We start from the raw sequence: 19711 nt of genomic DNA, 5'->3' as shown, positions 1-19711 counted from the left end.
CCGCCCGCGGTGAGGTGCATGACCTGGTTGTCGACCCAGAAACTTGCCGTGACTAGAAGGTCGGACGCTTCTGAGTGTTCAGGTGGTCGTTCGGCGCAGCCCGACCTGGGCGCATTCGTTCTCGATCACGCTCAGGTCGAAGGCCTCGATCGGTCCGACAACGCCCGGCAGGTGCGCGGCCCCTGTGTCGAGAAGCTGTGCTGCGAGGGCGAGCAGCTCGCCGGTGAGGGAGTAGATGCTGGGCCCTTCGAGGTGGACCTCGGTGAGTGTGTTGTCGGCGCTGTCGGTGGCTCGTGCGACCGCGTGGGTGAGGGTGCGGGCGCGTTCGGCCTCGTCCGGGCCGCCGGCGGGCCCGGTTGCGAGTGTGCTGATCCGGTCGACGAGTCGGGCACCGGCAGGTCGGCGGGTGAGCTGGTTGGCGAGCGCGGAGGTGACGGTGATGGCCCGGCTCAGAGCGGGAAACCAGCCGTTGTAGACCTCGACGGATGTGAGAGAAGGATGGGCGGCGGGCAGGAAGAGGACCTCGGTCCCGGACACGAGGAAGCCCGTGCGACGGCGACCTCGGACCCGGAACGTGCTCACAGCACTCGCTGTGCGGACGTCGGTGAGATGTTTGTCGCGCCAGACCGTCGTGGGGAGGGTCAGGCCGTCAGCCATCGTCGTGCGGGTGCCGTGGCTGAGCCCGTTGCGCAGTGAGCCGGTGGCGAAGTAGCCGATCTCCAGGCGCTGCGCGGTTGGTGCCTCGGCGAGGGCGAGGGCGCCGGCCAGGGTGCCGGGTACGTAGTCGTAGCCGAACGCGGGCAGCATCGTCGCACCGTGTCGGCGAGCCACGTCGTCGTACCGTCGGTGGATCTCGCGCACGAAGCCGACCTCGCCGGTGGAGTCGACGTAGTGCGCGCCGACGGACGCTGCGGCCTCGGCGACGAGGTACCCGAAGCGCTCGAACGGGCCGACCGTGGTCAGCAGGGTGTCACCCGGACCGAGGAGGGTTCGCACGCTCTCCGGGTCGGTCACGTCGGCGGTGGCCCACTGCAGCCCGCCGAGGTGGTCGGCGAGCCGGGCGAGTTCGTCGGCGCGGCGGCCGGCGAGGACGGGCCGGACGCCTCGCCGTAGCAGTGCCTCGACCGCGAGCCGGCCGGTGTATCCGGTGGCGCCGAGGACGACGATCGTGCCGCTCACGGCCGGGCGCTCTTCGCGACGAAGGCGTCGATCGCCTCGACCATTTGGTCGAGTGCGGGTTGCTCGATGGGGTAGTGGCCGCCGTTGTCGAGCATGATCGTGGTGACCGGAACCCCGGTGATCTGAGCGAGGAATGGTTCGGACAGGTGCAGCGGTGTCCAGCGGTCGGCGGCGGGCTGGGTGAGCAGCACCGGGCAGGCGTCGAAGTCGCGCGGTTCGACGGCGGGCTGGTAGTTGAGGTAGCTCGACAGGAACGTCGTGGTGGCCTTGTTCCCGGCCGAAGTCGGGTCGGTGTAGAAGACCCGGGTGGCTCCGCGGTCGTTGACCAGCGCTCGCATCTTGCTCACCAGCCGCATGGGCAGGCGCAGCGTCCGTAGCGGGGTGGCGGACAGGAGCTTCATCAGGCTGGCGCCGACGAGGCCACTGATCGGGTCGAAGGAGGTCTCGACGCGGACCCGCCGGGAACGCTGGTCGAGGAAGGTCATGCCGACGATGCCGGCGACCTTCTTGTTCACCGCGGCGACGTGGTAGGTCTCCATGCCGCCGGCCGAGAGACCGTAGAGGACGATCGGGCGGTCGTCCTTGGCCAGTTCGGCGTCGACGAGGTCCGACCCGATCTGCACCCAGTCGTCGTAGGTCACGAGGGTGCCGGGTGCGACCTCGGTGACCCCGTAGGTCGGCATGTCCACGGCGATCGTCTCGTAGCCGCGCTCGGCGAGGGGGCGGCCGAGGATCGTGGACATCTGACGGCCGTTGGTGCCGACGCCGTGGAAGAGGATCACTTTCACCGGGGCGTCGGGGTTGCGGTAGGTGTCGAGATGGATCCGGTGGCCGAGGTGGTGGTCCCACCACTCCTCGGCCGGGACGGTCGCCTCGGTCAGGCGGAAGGACTCGGGTAGGAACTCCTGGATCTGCCGCCAGGCCGGCTGCTCCGCGTAGGTCATGTCGCCGACTATGGACACCCCCACGCCTTAACGCAAGTCATACTTGCGTTTATAGTGAGGTAGTGAACACGAGCCCGAAGCAGCGACCGGGTGGCCGGACGGCCCGTACGCGCGCCGCCGTCCTCGATGCCGCGTCGACGCTGCTACTTGAGGTAGCTCCTGGCGACCTCACCGTCGGCCAGATCGCCACCCGTGCCGGCGTCAACGAGACGACCATCTACCGCAAGTGGGGCACCAAGGAGGCACTGCTGGCCGACGTGCTGATGACGCTGTCCGGGGAACAGCTCGTCGCGCCCGACACCGGATCGCTGCGCGGCGACCTCGTAGCCGTGATCGGGACGGTCGCGGAGTTCCTCCGCACGCCGGCCGGCTACGCACTCGCCTACCTCGGGGCCACCTCGGAGGACGAGACCTCACGAGTCCTGCGGGACACCTTCTGGGCCGATCGTTTCGAACGTGCCCAGGTCATCTTCGACCGTGCCGCCCAGCGCGGCGAGATACCGGATCCCGCAGTTGCGCCACTTGTGTACGAAGCACTGATCGGAACCATGCATTTCCGCATCCTCGCCCGGCGCCGCCCACTCGACGACGACATCGCCCAGCAACTCGTGAACCTCGTCCTGGACGGTGTCCTGCAAGCCCCGCGGTAGCGCGATGTCCATCGCCTGCCCGGCGGATTGCGAGGTATCCGCGGATGTCAACGGCGATCACCCGTGCTCGGCAGTAGGCGTGGGGATCCGTGGCTGGCGACCACTCACGCCGTCTCCCCTGGTCCGGTGTCTGGGCTCCGTCCGTGTTGATCCAGCGCCCGACAACCCTGGCAGCCGCCCAGCCGCCCTGTCTAGAACGGCGCCAGCGCACTGTCGGCGCCAGCGCACGTCGTGTCTAGACCTTCCATTCGGTATCAAGGCGGCGCCTCCGGCGCCGCGCCGCCAGCGCCGGGCCCGGGGCGTGCGGCCTCCGGCCGGTCCCCGGTCCCGGCGCGCGGCACCGCGGAGAACCGGAGGTCGACCATGTGCCTGATGGGTACTCTTCACCGATGCCAGTCCAGCTGAGCGACGACGACAAGGCGTCGTTGATCGCGGCAAGCCGCAACGTTTTATTCACATCCATCCAAGCATTCAACGAATACGATGCGCGTACGGGTAATGTCCCTGAGGAGGCGGAGTCGCCACTTTCTATCTTCCAATCAGCTACGCGGAAATGCAAAGGACCTGACGGTTTCTGGGCCGACGACTTTGGTCGCCGCCTGACTGATCGCGTTTCTGTTTATCTTGCAGGTTCGCGGAACTATCTCGGATCTTTGTACGCGATGGTGGACGGGTATCCGTACGGGCCGGGGATTGCTCCAGTTGCCCGTTGCGTCGCGGAGGCGTGCGGGAAGATGGCGTGGCTGCTCGACAACCGAATCGGGATCGAGTCGCACGCACGCGAGCGAGTAGCTCGGCTTCTTCTAGATGAGGCGGACGACGCAACACGACGCAAGCAGATCGCGGCGGGATTGGAGCATCCAGACCGCGCCGAGATGGGTGATGAGTATCGCGCGGCGCGAGACGCAATATCAAAGCCTGGACCCTTTTGGGCCGGCGAGATCGACTCCGGCGACGGTGGAGTGATTACGCTCCGGGCGCAGAGGCTTCCGAAGACTTCCAAGTTTGTTGAAATCGCGCAGGATGTTCTTGCCCCCCAAGATGTGAGCGCAAAATACGTTTATGGATACCTATCCTCGCTGACGCATCCGACTATGTTTGCGTACGTGGAGTCTCTGGCGGGCGGTGGCGATGAAATCTTCTGTGCAAAGCTTGTAAACTACGCGACGCTGGCGTTTCATAACGAAATGCGTCTTCACTCCGGCTGGACTCAGAAGCCAGAGTCACCGCTCCCTGAGGGTGACTCTATTAGAGAGAAGCACGATGAACTAAACGAATTGGTCGCCCGGCTGGGTCCGTGACTGCCAGAAAGATGCCCTCGCCGGGCGGGCTGGTCTCCGGGATGGTGGGCGTGCCATCCCGCCGACCTCCCTCCGGGCTACCACACGGACGACCGTGGGCGGGCCTTGGCGAGGTAGGCCAGCGGTTGCGTCTAGGGCCGCCCACGGCCGTCCGCGCGGTCGGCTTGCAGCAGGTCGACGGGATGGCACTGGCAGGCGAGGGGGCGGGCCGCGCCGGGCCACATCTGGGGCACATCCGGCCCATGACAGCCCGGTAGTCGCTGACTCGCCGTGGCAGCGGTTGGGCTGGTGATCGTGGGTCTCGGAACGGACACGCAGGCATTTGACGAGCCTGATTCGCGTTAGGAGAGCGGTGCTCTATCGCTACCTTTAGGTGAGCTAAGGAAGCAACGGCCGAAGTTCGGATAAATCCCGGAGTACTAGAGCGCCCGAGGGGAAGTTGCCTGTGCCAAGACGTAAAAAATGAGCTGTGGCGCGCTCGGCAACGACGAAATCGGCGTAAGCTGCCGCGCAGCAGAGGTACGTCATGTCATTTAAGTCGTTGCGTTTCCACCGTGTCTGTGGGTTCCTCAGGCGCTGGAATGTCACGTCTAGAAGGCGGCCAATGAATGGCAGCTTCGCAAACGAATCCACTAAGTTTTCTGGCCGAAGGAATGGTGCCAAGTCCTCGGGTGTGATACCTGTCTTAGCAGACGCGAGCGCTATCTCCTTGTTTAGGTCAGCCATTAATTTTCCGGCTGCGACCAGTCGAACGTCGCGTGGTGCTGGATTGTTGCCCATGTAGCGACCGAGTTCCTCGAACCCTTTGGCCCAGCCTTCGACGAACTGATCGGACGTCCGGCGCTCATCCGCATCATATGTATCATGGCGTAAGGTCTCAGACCAAGCGGCCCTCCATGCTCGATCCGTAATAAATTTCTGCTGAGCTGCAGTAAAATCATCAGAGGCTTGGAATGCGTTACCCCATTGTGCGGCCTGAAAGGGGGTGTTGGGCTTCGTGCTAAATGGCTCAAGTTCGATGCTCCTCGGCGCAGTCTCACCCCTCAGGAGGCTCATCAGTTCGAACTGGCGAATATCTAGAGGGTGGCGCATGTGCCAGCCGTCGTATAGTTCTAGCATGCTGTCGGCGAGCTTGCCCCGTCGTTCCGGATTGCCTGTCCGGGCAGTTTCGACCAGGTGTGCGGTGGAGAGAGGCAGGAGTACTTTACCGTCTGTCGCCGATCGGACTACCGAGTCCGCTGCACCAAGTTCAACTACGTTCTTTACCTTTTGGGGTGAATATTTCGCCTGAGCGATCGTGATCCATTGGTTCTGATCGAGGTAAACAACAGGCAATCTGGGTGCCGCGGACTGGATCTCCACGGCGTCAGTCTCTCACCCTCGACGACTCCCCACGGGCAGGCGCGCTCGGGCCGCGGATGGTGGGCAGGGGCATGGGGGCAGAGGCGTGGGCACCAAGGCGCCAGGCTGATTGGTCGAGACTCCGTTGAGTGTCTAACTGAGTGACAACCAACCGGCGGCTCGCTGGACATCCACGGACGGCATCGGACTCCTGAGTAGTAGGAATCCCTTTCCCGGTGCCGGTCGGAAGTGTCGCGCCAGTGCCTGGCAGTCAAGGTGTCAGGGGTTCGAGTCCCCTCCGCTCCAATTCATCGACCTCACTCACGTTCTCGACCGTCGCGGTCACGTTAGGGCGAGGTCCTGAGTCTCAGATCGCTCCACACCGTCTTCGGTCCACGTCAGCGTCAACCTGGCCGACCGCGAGTGGCCCATCGCCGTGAAGATCGACCATGCGTACTCGGACTGCGGGATGATCGATGGAGTCTCGTCGTTCTGGGTCCCGGGTGCGTCGCCGTCGCCAAGTGGCGCGATCCCGAGGTTGACATTCTCGGCAGTGGCGTTACCGAGATTCTGGACCACGATCCGCTCCCGCCGTGTCCGGTGCTTCGTCTTGCCGCGTCCGTCGGTGTACGCCTCACGCTCGTAGTCGTAGCGGGCACGCAAGACTGCACCTGCTGGTTGCTTCCGGGTGGTGATGGGACCAAGCTCGAGGCGGGTTAGATCGCTCTCGATCGCGTTGCGGACCTGGTAGGCGAGGTCGTCGGGGTTTGCGTAGCTGCCGAGCAGACCGAGCGGTTCCAGCGTCGCCTTGAACGCCCGAAGCGCTTCGACCTGGGCCAGATCGGCATCACGGGGGAGCGGTTCCTCGGAGAACCAAACGTGCACGGGCTTACCGGCTTCGTGTGCCCGTTGTAGTTCTTCGGCGGTACCGGAGACTGCCTCGCCGGTGGCGGTGCCGAGCCGGCTGTCGAACAGTGCCAGCACGACATCGGCCTTGTCGACGAGGTCCTCGTTGATGATGCTCTGAGCTCGGTCGCCGAGACGGGGAGTGGTGCCTGTCTCCCAGCGTTGTGGGAGCAAGACGACCTGCTCGCGTTCCGCACGGCTGGCGTTCCACCCGTGCAGAGCGCGTTCGGTGGCGTCACGCTCCTCGATGGTGTCACCGGGCGAAGCGATCAGGACGAGTAGTGCATGTGCGTCGAAGCCCATGCCTTGAACGTAGCGGCGGGGACCGACAGTCTCAGTCATCTGCTCAGCAGCCCGCCGCGAGACCCGGGGAACCGCTTCGCCGCGCTACTCCCCGGCGTCCCACGGCTGAGCTCCACACTAGTCATGAAGACCGTCGTCGAGACCCGCCCGCTCCCGCTGTAGGCGAGTGTCAGGGTTCGCGGCGTGCAATTAGCGTGCAACTAGACGCGGTCAACCACGGTCACTCGGGGCGATTGACGACGGTCCGTCGTCCTGGTCAGAGCGGGGATGGACCAGTCTCGCGGAGCCTTCCTCTCTGCGGGCGTCATCTGGCCTGCCGAACCCTGCTTTCTACGAGTCAATCAAGGCGGACGATGGAATCGCTGAAGCGGTCGGGTTCTACTCCCACGGTCGTGGACTGACCAGGTCTAACCCAGGAAGATCATGGAAATGGCGCCGATTGTGACTTAGAAGTGGTGCATCATGGAATATGGCCATAGTAGCGATCCACAAGTCGTTTGAGTGTTCGCTCACGCCCAGAGGATGGCCAGTCGCGCGAGCTGTCGCCTTCAGTGACCCCCAGAGTTTCGCCATCTGTGGCGTGTACGGCGCGATTAGGTAAGATTTAAGAGAAGCTTCAAGCTCTCGAACTTTGCGCTCTCCCCATCCTTTGTAGCTGGCTCCATAGTATAGTTCGGCAGCCGAGGTGAAGGAAAGCACGGGAATCTTTCCCTTGATGTATCGCTCGTACGGCGCGGCCTCAGCCCTATTTTGCCAGATATAGGAAAAGACGTCCGTATCTACGACTACATATGAGGGCAACTGTCACTCACCGCGCCGATCGAATAATCGCCATAAAGTCATCGAAATCATCAATCGGCTCGCCACGCATCGAGTCAAAGCTGTCGACGGGGCCGACTGCTTGCTGGCGTGCTAGTTCGTCGAGTGAACTCGGGCTGGACGTCTCGATTTCCTCGATTTCGGTTAGGTGTAGGACGCGCACTGTGACTCCGTCAGGGTGTAGATCTGCAACTCCACTAGCGATGACAAGCGAGTCCAGTAGATCAAGGACAGTATCTCGAAGGTCATCATCAAGATCGCAATTAATACTGCCTGAGTGCGTGTCGATCCGGCATCTAAGACTCAGTGGGTCAAAGTCGCCCATGTGCAGGCGACCAACAATTGTCAATTGCTCTTGCGGGCCAGACTTCTGAACCTTACGGAGCGATGCGCGGCTCTCGGCGTTCAGTTTGAAACGAAGTTGCGACCCACTCTCGAAGCTGATCTCTGTGATATTCCGTGCGCTGATGCCGCCGCACATTGTAATAAGGCCACTCACGACTGATGGACTAAAGTGAAGGGGCGCAGTCGAAGGGTCTTCCTGGATTTGAGCAATGCCGGTCTCTAGTGCCTCGAACGACTCGCTTAGAAGATCGTCAAGCGTTTCCGACTGTGGACGATCCAAGTCTAAGACCGCTGAACCTTCGCGAAATCCGATGAAGTCCATTCGGACGGCATCTGCGATCTCTTTGGGGAAGCGACCTGGGCGTCGTCGCTGTCCGATAAGTAAAGAGTATGCAATCCGCTCTAGGGTTGCCTGGAGTCCGGACGAGATACGTGAAAGCTCGGTCAGGGAAATGCGTCCGCCGGCTGTTGCAGGCCCGGACGCACGAATACTCAGGTTCTCAACCCGACGCTGGCTGTGCTCGGTCACGCTCACGCGCCTCCTCTCGCCGCCGGAAGCAAGATCGTCTAGGGAATGACAGTACAACGATACCTGCCAAGTCTGTCATTATCACGGAGCGCAGCATAGTGACTACTCACGGTGATCGACGATTTGGCCATCGCCGGTGTTGTGCAGAGTGCTCGCCACCTGTTCGTGAGTTCAACGCTGCCCTCGCCGGGCGGGCAGGTCTCCGGGATGGTTGCTCCGTGCCATCCCCTCGACCTCCCGGAGGGCGTACCGCACGGACACCCGTCGGCGGAGCGTGGCATGGTCGGATGCGGTTGCGTCGAGGGCCGCCCACGGGCGCCCGCACGGTCGGTCTGGCGACAGGTCGACGGGATGGCACCCAGAAGGCGCGGGGGAGTGGGCTCGCCCCCGGGTTACCCCCGGAATTCAACGGCAGAAGCCGACGGCGGACCGTTATCAGTGGAAGGTGCGTCTGCTAGTCCGCGCAGCGCACGAGAGGCGACGGCGAACGTCGAGCGCAGCCGGACGTAGTGGATCTTGTCTCCGCGGGTTGAGGGTCCGACGATTGGTAGGTCATCGAGGCTCAGGACCGTCGTAGTAGCGGCGTCGGGGGTGCGTTGACGACTGAGTCGCGGGGCCTGAGGTGCAAGGAAGGGCCCTGTCGTCGGGTTGGCCGGTACGGCCAGGGGGCTGTACTGGAGAATCGCCTGCATGGAAGCATTCGAGTCGTTTGTCGCGTTGGCCATGGAGGACGAAGGCTTGGTCGTGTCCGAAGCGATCAAGTTTCCGGTTCCACGGCGAACTAAGAAGTCGGCGTACGAGGAAGTACAAGTTCACGGCTACGAGGTAGACCTTGTCGGGGCAAGGGCGGACCGGCTGGTCCTGGCCACTGTTAAGTCCTTCTTGGGCTCCCGAGGAGTGGCGGTCGAACACGTAACAGTCGGCCCTGAGTCTGCCTCCCATCATCGTGGATATGCGCTCCTAAATAATCCTGAGTTGCGTGATGCTGTTCTCGATGGTGCATGCCAGAGATTCGGATACCTTCCTGAACAAGTCGAGTTTCGTCTATATGCTGGGCGCTTCGCCGCGCCAACTACTGGATTGCACGAGCAAGAGATTCGCCAATGGTGCGGATCTCAGAATGTCGGCGTGGGGCCGATTAAGGTATTCAATCTGACGGAGGTGGCAGAAGTAGCTATAAAGGTCGCAGAGAGTAAGACGTATAGGGATAATGCCGCATTGACAGCGATTAAGGTGCTCCGTTCGGCAGGAAGACTGACGTGATAGACCTCGGATTCTTCGCTTCTTGGTAGGAGTCGACGGGCTACGGCTGCCCGTCGGACGGGCGCGGCCCGGCGCTGTCGTAGTAGCGCCGTCGAGCGGCCTTGACGACGTGGGTGGCGGGGCCCGAGGCGTGGTCGACGTTGAGGGGCGGGTGTAGGGCCCGGATGACATCGGCTTCAACGTCACGCGGTGTCGGATACTCGCACCAGGACACACGGAGCTTGCTGGCCATCCAATCGGTGAGCCGATCTTCGTCGTCGTCGACGAGTACGACGCGATCGGTCCAGCGGGTGCGGTAGTCCTGCTCATCCATCAGGAGGCCGGCGAGTGTTCGTCGGAGCGTGGAGCTGCCGCTCCGACGAAGGTGATTCGAGGCGATCCGGGAGCGGAGCTTCGTCGCGAGACCGACATAGGTGAGCCGCAGATCCGGCACCGTCGGGTGGAGACGACCCGGCAGGTCGGGCAGGATGGCGGGAGGCGCCCACCAGGCGTAGAGGCCCGGCGCCGACGGCACCTGAGTTCGGACGTGCTGGGTGCGGACCGGGTTGTCGATCAGCTCTTCGATGACGGACTCGATCGGTGGGGGAGCAGGCGGCATCTCGGCAGTCTGCCGGGGGCCCGAAGAACGCCGCAGCCGTTCGTCAGTCGTTCGTCAGGACGTCCACCGGCAGCGATAGTCAACGGCAGGAGTCAGGGCACGTTCACGCAGCTCAGGACATGTGCGATCGCGAGCGCCGCAGGTCCGCGGATCGTGCCGATTCGTTCCGCTTCAACGTCTGACCCGGGTCCGCATCGTCACCCTCGCTCCGATCCGCGAGCACGGAGGTCCCGACGGAGTGGTCGCGGCGAGAGCGCATCAGTACTGATGCAGTTATGATGCAGCCATGCGGACCACCGTCGACCTGCCGCCTGCGGTGCATCGGCAGGCCAAGGAGATCGCCGAGCGGCGTGGTCTGTCGCTGTCCGCCGTGATCGCCGAACTCACGGCCCGCGGCCTGATCCAGCTCGGTCAGCAGGCCGTCATCGACCGCGACGAGCGGTCCGGCTTCCCGGTGGTGAGCATCGGTCACCGGGTCACCTCGTCGGAGGTCGCCACCGTGCTGGACGAGGAGTGACGACCCACCTGCTCGACGCGAACGTCCTCATCGCACTCATCGTGGCCTAGCACGAGCACCACGACCGTGCGTCGAGGTGGGTGGCGGGGATCGAGCGTTTCGCGCTGTGCCCGGTGGTCGAGGGGGCACTCGTCCGATTCCTCGTCAGGGCGGGTGAGACGCCCGCGGTGCCGGTCGAGCTGCTGCGGGCGGTCCATGCGCTTCCCGGGTGTGAGTTCTGGCCCGATGCGGTCTCCTACGCCGACGTGGCTCTCGGCCACGTCCGGGGACACCGCCAGGTGACCGACGCCTACCTGGCGGGCCTCGTCGCGGCCCGTACCGACGCCACGCTCGCCACCATGGACGAGGCGCTGGCGAAGGCGCTTCCCGAGCTGGTCACGCTCGTGCCGCGGGCCGGCCCGGGTGACTGAACCCCGGCGACGGACGATCACGCCGCGCCGCGCCCGCTCCATCCCGGCTCCAGCGCCGCCCACTGCGCGCCGATCTCGCGACCGGCCCGCCGTGAGGTGACGATCCGCGCCCGCAGCAGCAGCCCGCCACCGATCAGCAGGACCAGCGCGGCCGCGGTCAGCGCGGGCCCGTTGCCCTCGGTGGGCGGCGCCATCGGCTCGCCCTGCCGGTCGGTCCAGATGTTGCGGGTCTCGCCGGGCGCCGGACGTCCGCCGAGCACCAGCGGCCCGACGTGCGGGCGCCCGTCGGGCCCGGTCCAGTGGGCGCGGACGGTGCTGCGGACCGGACCGCCCGGTTGCGGCGCCGCGGTCACGGCCAGCACCGTCGCGACCGTGCTGTGCGCGTCGGGCACCTCCCGCTGCACGGCCCGGACGCCGGCAAGGTGCCCGATGCAGAGCGCGACGGTCACCAGCACGACGACGAGGACCGGCGTCGCCCGCCGCAGCTGTGCCGCGCGCTGCGTGTCCGAGCGGTCTGAAATGTTCACCATCGAAGCCTGACCCGGGTCGGTGTCGTCTGGAAGAGCGAAGAGTCGGACCCAGCCTTCGGCTTTCATAGAGTCTGTAGCCTCTTGACATGGCGTTCGAGGTGCTCGACCTCCGGTTGTTCCTCGGAGTGGTCGAACGGGGCTCCATCACCCGCGGCGCGGAGCTGGTGCATCTGTCGCTGGCGTCGGCGAGCAGCCGGATCGCGGCGATGGAGGGCGCGGCCGGCCTCCCGCTGTTCGACCGGCACCGCCGCGGTGTCACGCCGACCCGGCAGGGTGAGCTGCTCGCGTCGCACGCCCGGGAGATCGTCGGCCGGCACGACCGGATGCGGCTGGAGCTGGCCGATCTCGCCGGGGGGCACGCGGCGACCGTCACGATCCTGACCAACACCGCGGGCGCGACCCTGCTCACCGGCCCGGTGACCGGGTTCCTGCACGAGCATCCCGACGTCGACGTCGACCTGGTCCAGCAGCCGAGCCACCGGATCGTCGCGGCGCTGGCCGAGGGCCGCGCCGAGCTCGGCGTGCTCGCCGACAACGTGGAGCTCGGCCGGCTGGAGGCGATCTCGCTGGGGCCGGATCCGCTGGTCGTCGTGGTCCATCCCGGGCACCGGTTCGCCGGGCGGGCGGCGGTCGCGTTCGCCGAGGTGCTCGACGACGACGCCCTGGTCGGCTACTCCGAGGGCAGCCCGCTGGAGGAGCACCTGCGGTCGCACGCCGTCCCACTGGGCGGCCATCCGCGGCACCGGGCCCGTTTCCCGGACGCCGGCTCGGTCTGTCACGCGGTGGCGGCGGGCGTCGGCATCGCCGTGCTCCCGGCCCGCGATGTCGCCGACGGCCTGGTCGGGGTCCCGCTGCGCGACGGATGGGCCGCCCGCGAGCTGCTCGTCGCCTGCCGCAGCTGGACCGGCCTGAGCAGTCCTGCGCGGGCGCTCGCCACCCTGCTGCGCGGCCGCTAGCCGGTCACCTCGCAGGTCTTCGACGGGTGCCCGTCGACGACCGCAGGATCGGCACCGTGGATCTCCTGGTGAGCGCGACGTTCCTGCTGGTCGGCCTGGTCAACGCGGCCCCGGTCGCGGGACTGCTCGGTGGCTCCGCGCTGCGCAGGCTCTACGGGACGACGCCGGCCGATCCGGCCACCGCGGTGCTGCTGCGGCACCGGGCGGTGCTGCTCGGCCTGCTCGGCGCGGACTGCCCGCCGGGATCACCCGCACCTCGGTGATCGACGTGCTGCTGTCGGCGCTGCTGGCCGGCGCGCTGCTCGCCGGGCGATCAGAAGACCGTCCCCAGGTCGTCGCCGAGGATGCCGTCCAGCGCGTACTCGGCGAGCGCGGCCACCGTCATCGACGGGTTGCAGGCCCCGGTCGATCCGGGGATCAGTGCGCCGTCGACGACGTAGAGGCCGCGCTGGCCGAGGACCCGGCCGGCGGCGTCGCACACGTCGCCGATCGTCGCGCCGCCCAGCGGGTGGTAGGTGGTGGTGTCGAACGCGGTGGTGTCCAGGGTCGGGTTCAGCAGGCCGGTGACCAGGTCGCCGCCGACGATCCGGCGGATCCGGGCGGTGACGTCGCGGGTGAGCTGCGCGTCGTACGCCTGGCTCCAGTGCAGGACGGCGTCGTCGCGCACCGGGTCGTAGCGGAACTCGCCGCGCGGCTCGACGATCCCGTAGCCGATGATGCTGGTGGTGCCGACGTCGACCGGGAACGGCACGCCGGCCTGGATGACGGTGAGTGCGCGCGCCGGGTCCGACCAGTCCCGGACGCCGACGCAGGCCGGCCCGCCCTGCAGGGCGCCGGGGCTCTCGCCGACCGGGGTCCAGGCGAAGATCCGGTCGCCGTTGTTGCCCCAGCGGGTGCCGACGCCGTCGGGCAGGTCCGGAACGAGTCCCTTCGCCCGCGCCTTCACCAGCAGCCGGGTGGTGCCGGCCGAGCCCGCGGCGAGGAACAGCGCGTCGGTGACGATCCGGATCCGCTCCAGCACGACGCCGTCGGTGCCGATCCGTTCGGTGTGCACCACCCAGCGTCCGGAGCGGTCCCGCTCGACGTCGGCGGCCCGGTGCAGCGGCGCGACCTCGACCAGCCCGGTCGCCTCCGCCTCGGCGAGCCAGGTCCGGTCGACGGTGTTCCTGCCGCCGTTGTTCGCGCCGTAGAGCACGTCCCCGGTGCTGTAGGACGGCGGGAGCTCGCCGCGCAGCTCGCGCCGCACCACGTCCCAGTCGAGCGGCAGCGGCACCCGGAAGCCGGGGGTCCCCGCCTCCTCGGCCCGCCGCAGGAACTGCCGGGAGCTGCGGTAGCGACCGTGCGCGAGCACGTCGTCCGGGATCGTCGCCGGGGCCAGCACCGCCTCGACCCGCCGGTAGTGGTCGCGGTCGAACCGCTCGAAGTCGAGCTCGGCGGACATCGACGCGGCGAACGTCTCGGCCGAGGGCTGCATCGTCATCCCGTGGTAGACGAGCGAGCCGCCGCCGACGCCGGCGCCGCAGAGCACGTCCATCCCGATGCCGCGGACCCGGTCGAGGACGCCGGTCCAGGGCTTCCAGACGGCGGGCGGGGACCCGGTGAGCACCGGTCCCGGGGTCAGCCAGGACGCCCGCCGGTCCGGCGAGAACATCAGCGGGAAGGTGTCGCCGCCGGGCCGGACCGGCCAGCGAACACCGCGTTCGAGCACCAGCGCGGGGACGCCGGCCCGGGCCAGCCGGGCCGCGGCGACCGCCCCGCCGAACCCGGTACCGACGACGACCGCGCGCCGCCGTTCCTCCCGCGCCGGGGCCGGCGCCGCGACGGCGGACCGGGTGCCGAGGTGCAGTGCGGCCGCACCGCCGGCGGCCGCTGCGGCGGCCAGCAGGGAGCGCCGGGTGAGAGTCGGCATCGACGGACTCCTCGGGGTGACGCCCGGGCGTGGCCGGGCCGTGAACGGGGGAGCGTTCGTTCCGTGCCGGGACGACCCTAGCCGAGCTTCTCCGACACATGTCGGATTGGGGTCGCTCTCCGGTCCGCCCGCGGGCCGGCCGGGACGCACCGCCGTCCGGCGTAGTCGATCACGTCAGATGGCGTAGTGGCAGGTCAGGGGTCGTCGGGCCGGTGACCGTGGCCGGTGCGCCGGAGTGCGGCGGGGCGCTCTCGCAAGAGGGCCGTTCGGCGATCGATATGCGGCGAGCGGTGCGGTGGAAGGCGGGGAACGGTCCAGTCGTCGTTGCTCCGACCGGGTCACTTCGGCACGTCATCGGCCAGTTGAGAGGGTGTCGCGCCGGATCGCCGGAAAGTGGTCGGGCCCTAGGACGTGTCGGTCGCGCCGGCGTTGCACCGATGTGATCTGTGCCTCTTATCGAGGGTCGCCCGTAACGATCTGTGAAGTGTCGAAATCTCACGGAGAGTGCTTATCCAACACCTGCTGGATAGCACTATGTGTAGTTGATCAACGGCGAGCGGTAGGACTGTCGCCGGATAACCGGATGAATGGGGCACCAAGTGAGGGGCGACGTCCTCTTGCGTAGAGGCGTTCCGTACGTTCTGCGACACCGGGCCGTGACACAGCGTGAACGCTGACGGTCGGTTCACACAGATGAGAAGGAGAGCCATGAACGCCCCCGAGACGTCCTCCTCCCGCCGTACCGCGCGGCGGATCGCCACCGTCGGCGCCCTGACCGTCCCGCTCGCCCTCGGCTCCGCCGGGATGGCCCTCGCCGGTGACCACCACGACAGCGGCAAGGGCCACGACAAGAAGCGCGACTGCGCCCCGTCCTTCGCCTCGCAGGAGGGCGGCCTGCTCGGTCTCGACGCGGCCGTCGACCCGGCCCTGAACATCGGCGGCATCGCCAACAGCGGCCCGGTCTCCCAGCACATCGCCGCCGTCGACGAGTCCAACTCGGGCATCGTGCAGTCCGGCTGCGGCGCCGGCCACGCCGTCCAGGTCGACGACCTGGTCGGCCTCGGGCTCGACGTGAGCCCGTCGGTCAACCTCGGCGGCATCCTCAACTCCGGTGCGGTCGAGCAGTCCACCACCACCGTCGACCGCTCCAACAGCGGCGTGCTGCAGTCCGGCTCCGGGCACGGCCCGGGTGGCGGCTACGCCTCCCAGAAGGGCGGCCTGATCGGGATCGACGCGACCGTCAACCCGTCGATCAACATCGGCGGCCTGCTCTCCAGCGGCCCGGTCTCGCAGTCCACCACCTCGGTGGACCAGAGCAACTCCGGGATCGTCCAGGGCTGACAGCCCGCACCGACCCGCACCGACCCGCACCGCGGGCGGTACGTGCCGCCCGGGCCGATGGACCCGGCCCGGGCGGCACGGCCGGTCCGGGACCGCCGAGCAGGCTCAGAAGTCCCGGCGCACCAGCATCCGCCACGCCCACCCGGCGGCCACCTCCGGGGCGGGCAGCGGATCGCGTTCCAGCCAGCTCGCCGCCACCCCGAGCAACGACCAGGTCATCCCGGCCGCGAACACGTCCAGCGGGATCCCGGCGTCGGACTCGGCGAAGCCCATCCGCTGGGCGGTGTCGGCGACGAAGCCCTGCATCCAGCGCCGCATCACCGCGGCCGCGTCCGGTGCGGCCGCACCGCCGAGCGCCTGCCGGTAGAGCGTCGCGTGATCGGACACGTGCGCGAACCAGCGCAGCAGCGCGGCCGGCGGCTGCGCCCCGATCTCGGCCAGGACCAGGTCGGACAGGTCCGCCCCGGCGAGCGTGGCCTGCGCGCTCAGCGCGTCCGCGAGCAGCGACTCCTTGTCGGTGTAGTGCTGGTAGAAGCTGCTGCGGTTCACCCCGGCGCGCTCGGCGACGTCGGCGACGGTGATCGCCTCCAGCAGGCGCTCGCGGGCGAGCGCCAGGAGCGCGTCCTGCAGCCGCCGGCGTGTCCGCACCACCCTGGGATCCACCGCGGCATCCTCGCAGCTCGGCTCCCGGTGCGCCGTCCGTCCGCGCCCGGACCGGCTGTGGATCATCAGGATTGCCGAGGCCCGGCGCGGCCGGTCCCGGCATGCTGGTCCGCGGGGCGCCGCCGGGCGCCGGGACGGAGCGCCGGGTGACGACCGGGTGGACCTGGTGGGACGCGGTGGTGGCGTTGCTGCTCGCGGCCGCGCTCGGCACCGCCGCGGCCGGGTTCCGCGCCGCCCTGCCGACCGCCGCCCGGCCGCCGGCCGCCGGCGGTACCGGCGCGGCTCTGGTCGCCGCCCTGGTCGTGACGCTGCTGGTGCACGGCGATCCGGTGCTCCAGACGACGGCCGTGGTCGCCTGCGGCTGCCTCGCCGTCACCGGCTCGATGGCACGCCGGTCGCACGACCGTGGACGGACGCAGCGCTGCTAGGTTCGGCGTCCGTCCGTACCCGGGAGGCGCTCGTTGATCACCGTGCGGGCGCTGGGTCCCGACGACTGGCGGACCTGGCGCGACCTGCGGCTGGCCGCGCTGGCCGAGGCGCCACAGGCGTTCCACAGCCGGCTGGCGGACTGGGTGGGTGCCGGTGAGCACGAGTGGCGGGACCGGCTGCACGCCCCCGGTCGCTACCTGGTCGCCGAGCTGGACGGCCGGCCGTGCGCGCAGGTGGTGGCGGTGCCGCCGGATCCGGACGGCGTCGCCGACCTGGTCGCCCTGTGGGTCGCCCCGCACGCCCGCGGCACCGGGGTGGCCGACGCGCTGATCGCGGCCGTCTCCGAGCACGCCGTCGGATGGGGTGCGCGGCGGCTGGCCCTGCACGTCGTCGTCGGCAACGGGCGGGCCGCGGCGCTGTACCGCAGGCACGGGTTCGCCGATCTCGGCGTGGTCGAACGGCCGGACGGGATCACCGAGCACCGGATGGAGCGCGCCCTCGCGCTGCCGGTTCCGGACGGGCCCTGACCTGCGGCGGAGCCGGAACTGTCAGGGGCGGGTCCTAGCGTTGCGCCCATGACCACCGCAGCCGGGCCGGTGCCCACCCTGACCGAGGTCGCCGCCGCCGTGCGGTCGTCCTGGGACCGGGACACCTGTGACGACGCGGACCGCGGCGGCTGGAGCCCCCGGCTGCCCTCGCGCGGGCAGTGCGGAGCCACCGCCCTGGTGCTGCACGACCTGTTCGGCGGCGATCTGCTGCTCGCCGAGGTGTGGCATCCGGACGGCCGGCTGCAGGGCTACCACTGGTGGAACCGGTTGCCCGGCGGCGTCGAGATCGACCTGACCGGCGACCAGTTCGCCCCGGGGGAGACGGTGCAGCCGCCCCGGGTGGTGGTCCGACCGCCCGGGCCGCCGCGGCGCTGCGGGGCCCAGTACACGCTGCTGCGCCGGCGGGTGCTGGCCCGGATCGGCGGTCCCGGTGCCGCCCGCTGAGCCGGGCCCGGCCGCCGGTCCGGCGGCCGGGGCGGTGCGGTCAGTCGGCGGGGCCGCCCGCCGCGTGCCGGCCGGCCGCCTCGTCCCGGCGTCCCTCGCGCAGCAGGTCGCGGATCTCCACCAGCAGATCGACCTCCGTCGGATCGGCCGGGCCCTCCTGCTCGCCGGGCTTGCGCCGCTCCTGGACCGTCTTCAGCGGCAGCACCACCAGGAAGTACACCACGGCCGCGGTGATCAGGAAGGTGATCACGGCGTTCACGAACATCGCCCAGTTGAACTCGATGCCGTTCACCACGAAGGTGCCGCCGAGCTCGCCACCCCCCGACACCAGCCGGATCAGCGGCTCCAGGAACGCCTCGGTGAACGCCGTGACGACCGCGGTGAAGGCCGCGCCGATCACCACGGCCACCGCGAGATCGACGACGTTCCCGCGCATCAGGAAGTCCTTGAAACCCTTGAACATGCCCGTCCCTTCCCGGTCGACCCGGCCGGTGAACCGACCGGCCGGGTCCAGAGCCTGGCATCACCGGGGCCGGCACGGGGGCGCACCACGCCGTGCCGGGGCTCAGCGGCGTCCGTCCCGGACGGCGTCGGCGAGGGTCCCGAGCAGCGCGTCGGTGGTGTCCCAGGACATGCAGGCGTCGGTCACCGACCGGCCGCGCACCATGTCCGGCCCGAGCTCCTGGCGGCCCTCGACGAGGAAGCTCTCCATCATCAGGCCGGTCACCGCGCGCTCCCCGGCGGCGATCCGGCCGGCCAGCTCGCCGACCACGCCGGCCTGCCGCACGTGGTCCTTGCCGCTGTTGCCGTGGCTGGCGTCGACCACCACCCGGTCCGGCAGGCCGGCCTCCCGCAGCCGGGCCGCGACCGCGGCGACGTCGTCGGCGGAGTAGTTGGGCCGGGCGCCGCCGCGCAGGATCACGTGGGTGTCCGGGTTGCCGGTGGTGGTCACCAGGCCGGCGAGCCCGTCGGCGTTGACCCCCATGAACACGTGCGACGCCGCCGCCGCGCGCATCCCGTCGACCGCGGCGCGGACGTCGCCGTCGGTGGCGTTCTTGATCCCGACCGGCATCGACAGGCCGCTGACCAGCTGCCGGTGCACCTGGCTCTCCGCGGTGCGGGCGCCGATCGAGCCCCAGCTGACGACGTCGGCGATGAACTGCGGGGTGATCGGGTCGAGGAACTCGCAGCCCACCGGCAGGCCCAGCGCGGAGATGTCGAGCAGCAGCTTGCGGGCGGTGCGCAGGCCCCGGTTCACGTCGAACGTGCCGTCCAGGCCCGGGTCGTTGATCAGGCCCTTCCAGCCGACGGTGGTGCGCGGCTTCTCGAAGTAGGTGCGCATCACGACGCACAGCTCGCCGGACAGCTCCGCGGCCCGGTCGGCCAGCCGCCGCGCGTAGTCCAGCGCTGCGTCCGGATCGTGCACCGAGCAGGGGCCGACGACGACCAGCAACCGGTCGTCGGCGCCGTCGAGGATGCCGGTGACCGCGGCGCGGCCGCGGGTGACCGTGTCGGCGACCGCGGGGGTGCACGGCAGGTCGTGGCGCAGCAGCGCGGGGGAGATCAGCGGGCTGATCCGCTCGATGCGCCGGTCGTCCAGCGGGGCGTCCAGCAGTGGAGCGGTGGGGGTACTCATCGGGGACCGCGGTCCTTTCCCGGCGGACCGCCCCGGATCACCTCGCCCGAGCCGGTCCGTGATGCCGGCTCGAGGGATGGAGGGTCAGCGCACTACAGCGCCGGCCGACCCATCCCGGGCCGGCTGGCGAAACCAGTAGTAGGCGCTGTG

Annotated in this window: 22 protein-coding genes and 1 pseudogene; 11 read left to right on the top strand and 12 right to left on the bottom strand. The window is 68.5% G+C overall.

The features are described from left to right. Positions 1-78: 78 nt before the first annotated feature. Positions 79-1179 (bottom strand): saccharopine dehydrogenase NADP-binding domain-containing protein, encoded by a 1101-nt coding sequence (locus tag ABZ881_RS09720; protein WP_358483321.1) that lies wholly within the window; start codon positions 1177-1179, stop codon positions 79-81. Further along, positions 1176-2123, bottom strand: a complete 948-nt coding sequence (locus ABZ881_RS09715; protein WP_358483318.1) for an alpha/beta fold hydrolase — start codon at positions 2121-2123, stop codon at positions 1176-1178. The genes ABZ881_RS09720 and ABZ881_RS09715 overlap by 4 nt, the downstream gene beginning before the upstream one ends. A 62-nt stretch (positions 2124-2185) precedes the next feature. Between ABZ881_RS09715 and ABZ881_RS09710 the strand changes: the two genes are divergently transcribed. Both ABZ881_RS09710 and ABZ881_RS09705 read left to right on the top strand, forming a co-directional pair. After that, positions 2186-2773 carry a TetR/AcrR family transcriptional regulator gene (locus tag ABZ881_RS09710; protein WP_358483317.1) on the top strand — a complete coding sequence of 196 codons (588 nt, stop codon included), beginning with the start codon at positions 2186-2188 and terminating at the stop codon, positions 2771-2773. A gap of 389 nt (positions 2774-3162) precedes the next feature. Continuing rightward, positions 3163-4074, top strand: coding sequence for a hypothetical protein (locus ABZ881_RS09705; RefSeq protein ID WP_358483314.1), 912 nt, complete (start codon positions 3163-3165; stop codon positions 4072-4074). Between the two features lie 378 nt (positions 4075-4452). Here the strand turns inward: ABZ881_RS09705 and ABZ881_RS09700 are convergent, their stop codons facing one another. From ABZ881_RS09700 to ABZ881_RS09685, 4 genes are all read right to left on the bottom strand, one after another. Further along, positions 4453-5436: a hypothetical protein gene (locus ABZ881_RS09700; RefSeq protein WP_358483312.1), complete on the bottom strand. Its 984-nt coding sequence runs from the start codon at positions 5434-5436 to the stop codon at positions 4453-4455. A 321-nt stretch (positions 5437-5757) separates the two neighbouring features. Beyond that, the gene (locus ABZ881_RS09695; RefSeq protein WP_358483311.1) at positions 5758-6624 is read right to left on the bottom strand and encodes a hypothetical protein; all 867 of its coding nucleotides are present in this window, start codon (positions 6622-6624) and stop codon (positions 5758-5760) included. Between the two features lie 378 nt (positions 6625-7002). Beyond that, a complete protein-coding gene (locus ABZ881_RS09690; RefSeq protein WP_358483309.1) occupies positions 7003-7425 on the bottom strand; it encodes a type II toxin-antitoxin system VapC family toxin in 423 nt (140 codons plus the stop codon). 7 nt (positions 7426-7432) lie between these two features. Beyond that, positions 7433-8323, bottom strand: a complete 891-nt coding sequence (locus ABZ881_RS09685; protein WP_358483307.1) for a hypothetical protein — start codon at positions 8321-8323, stop codon at positions 7433-7435. Positions 8324-9007: 684 nt separating this feature from the next. Between ABZ881_RS09685 and ABZ881_RS09680 the strand changes: the two genes are divergently transcribed. Next, entirely contained in the window at positions 9008-9580 is a 573-nt protein-coding gene (locus ABZ881_RS09680; RefSeq protein WP_358483304.1) for a hypothetical protein, read from the top strand. Between the two features lie 40 nt (positions 9581-9620). Here ABZ881_RS09680 and ABZ881_RS09675 read toward each other — a convergent pair whose 3' ends face one another. Continuing rightward, the gene (locus ABZ881_RS09675) at positions 9621-10178 is read right to left on the bottom strand and encodes a GIY-YIG nuclease family protein (RefSeq protein WP_358483302.1); all 558 of its coding nucleotides are present in this window, start codon (positions 10176-10178) and stop codon (positions 9621-9623) included. Positions 10179-10464: 286 nt separating this feature from the next. On the opposite strand from ABZ881_RS09675, the gene ABZ881_RS09670 reads away from it, so the two are divergent. Continuing rightward, complete coding sequence (locus ABZ881_RS09670; protein WP_358483301.1) at positions 10465-10695, top strand: hypothetical protein; 231 nt, start codon at positions 10465-10467, stop codon at positions 10693-10695. Between the two features lie 62 nt (positions 10696-10757). After that, positions 10758-11105: pseudogene (locus ABZ881_RS09665) on the top strand (VapC toxin family PIN domain ribonuclease); the annotation flags it as partial. 17 nt (positions 11106-11122) lie between these two features. On the opposite strand, the gene ABZ881_RS09660 reads toward ABZ881_RS09665, so the two are convergent. Further along, positions 11123-11632 carry a hypothetical protein gene (locus tag ABZ881_RS09660; RefSeq protein ID WP_358483299.1) on the bottom strand — a complete coding sequence of 170 codons (510 nt, stop codon included), beginning with the start codon at positions 11630-11632 and terminating at the stop codon, positions 11123-11125. 89 nt (positions 11633-11721) lie between these two features. Here ABZ881_RS09660 and ABZ881_RS09655 point away from each other — a divergent pair, with 89 nt between their 5' ends. Both ABZ881_RS09655 and ABZ881_RS09650 read left to right on the top strand, forming a co-directional pair. Beyond that, on the top strand, positions 11722-12591 hold the full coding sequence (locus tag ABZ881_RS09655) for a LysR family transcriptional regulator (protein WP_344026496.1): 870 nt from the start codon (positions 11722-11724) through the stop codon (positions 12589-12591). 56 nt (positions 12592-12647) lie between these two features. Further along, entirely contained in the window at positions 12648-12854 is a 207-nt protein-coding gene (locus tag ABZ881_RS09650; RefSeq protein ID WP_358483296.1) for a hypothetical protein, read from the top strand. Positions 12855-12904: 50 nt separating this feature from the next. On the opposite strand, the gene ABZ881_RS09645 is transcribed toward ABZ881_RS09650, so the two are convergent. Then, positions 12905-14500, bottom strand: a complete 1596-nt coding sequence (locus ABZ881_RS09645; RefSeq protein WP_358483294.1) for a GMC oxidoreductase — start codon at positions 14498-14500, stop codon at positions 12905-12907. 708 nt (positions 14501-15208) lie between these two features. On the opposite strand from ABZ881_RS09645, the gene ABZ881_RS09640 reads away from it, so the two are divergent. Then, entirely contained in the window at positions 15209-15841 is a 633-nt protein-coding gene (locus tag ABZ881_RS09640) for a hypothetical protein (RefSeq protein WP_358483292.1), read from the top strand. A gap of 105 nt (positions 15842-15946) precedes the next feature. Here the strand turns inward: ABZ881_RS09640 and ABZ881_RS09635 are convergent, their stop codons facing one another. Further along, positions 15947-16504 carry a TetR/AcrR family transcriptional regulator gene (locus ABZ881_RS09635; RefSeq protein WP_358483290.1) on the bottom strand — a complete coding sequence of 186 codons (558 nt, stop codon included), beginning with the start codon at positions 16502-16504 and terminating at the stop codon, positions 15947-15949. A gap of 146 nt (positions 16505-16650) precedes the next feature. Here ABZ881_RS09635 and ABZ881_RS09630 point away from each other — a divergent pair, with 146 nt between their 5' ends. From ABZ881_RS09630 to ABZ881_RS09620, 3 genes are read left to right on the top strand one after another with little or no spacing between them, the layout of a single operon-like run. Then, a complete protein-coding gene (locus tag ABZ881_RS09630; protein ID WP_358483288.1) occupies positions 16651-16932 on the top strand; it encodes a hypothetical protein in 282 nt (93 codons plus the stop codon). A 42-nt stretch (positions 16933-16974) separates the two neighbouring features. Continuing rightward, positions 16975-17460: a GNAT family N-acetyltransferase gene (locus tag ABZ881_RS09625; RefSeq protein WP_358483574.1), complete on the top strand. Its 486-nt coding sequence runs from the start codon at positions 16975-16977 to the stop codon at positions 17458-17460. 48 nt (positions 17461-17508) lie between these two features. Next, a complete protein-coding gene (locus ABZ881_RS09620) occupies positions 17509-17925 on the top strand; it encodes a hypothetical protein (RefSeq protein ID WP_358483286.1) in 417 nt (138 codons plus the stop codon). 40 nt (positions 17926-17965) lie between these two features. Here ABZ881_RS09620 and mscL read toward each other — a convergent pair whose 3' ends face one another. Together mscL and ABZ881_RS09610 are read right to left on the bottom strand one after the other, a co-directional pair. Beyond that, positions 17966-18388, bottom strand: a complete 423-nt coding sequence (mscL, locus tag ABZ881_RS09615) for a large conductance mechanosensitive channel protein MscL (RefSeq protein WP_358483283.1) — start codon at positions 18386-18388, stop codon at positions 17966-17968. 102 nt (positions 18389-18490) lie between these two features. Continuing rightward, a complete protein-coding gene (locus ABZ881_RS09610) occupies positions 18491-19561 on the bottom strand; it encodes a 3-deoxy-7-phosphoheptulonate synthase (protein WP_344026478.1) in 1071 nt (356 codons plus the stop codon). Positions 19562-19711 lie beyond the last annotated feature (150 nt).

The sequence above is a fragment of the Pseudonocardia sp. NPDC046786 genome, assembly GCF_040645415.1.
Lineage (GTDB): Bacteria > Actinomycetota > Actinomycetes > Mycobacteriales > Pseudonocardiaceae > Pseudonocardia > Pseudonocardia kongjuensis.
Note: the sequence above shows the minus strand (reverse complement) of the source record. Positions and strands in the feature narration are given on the sequence as shown.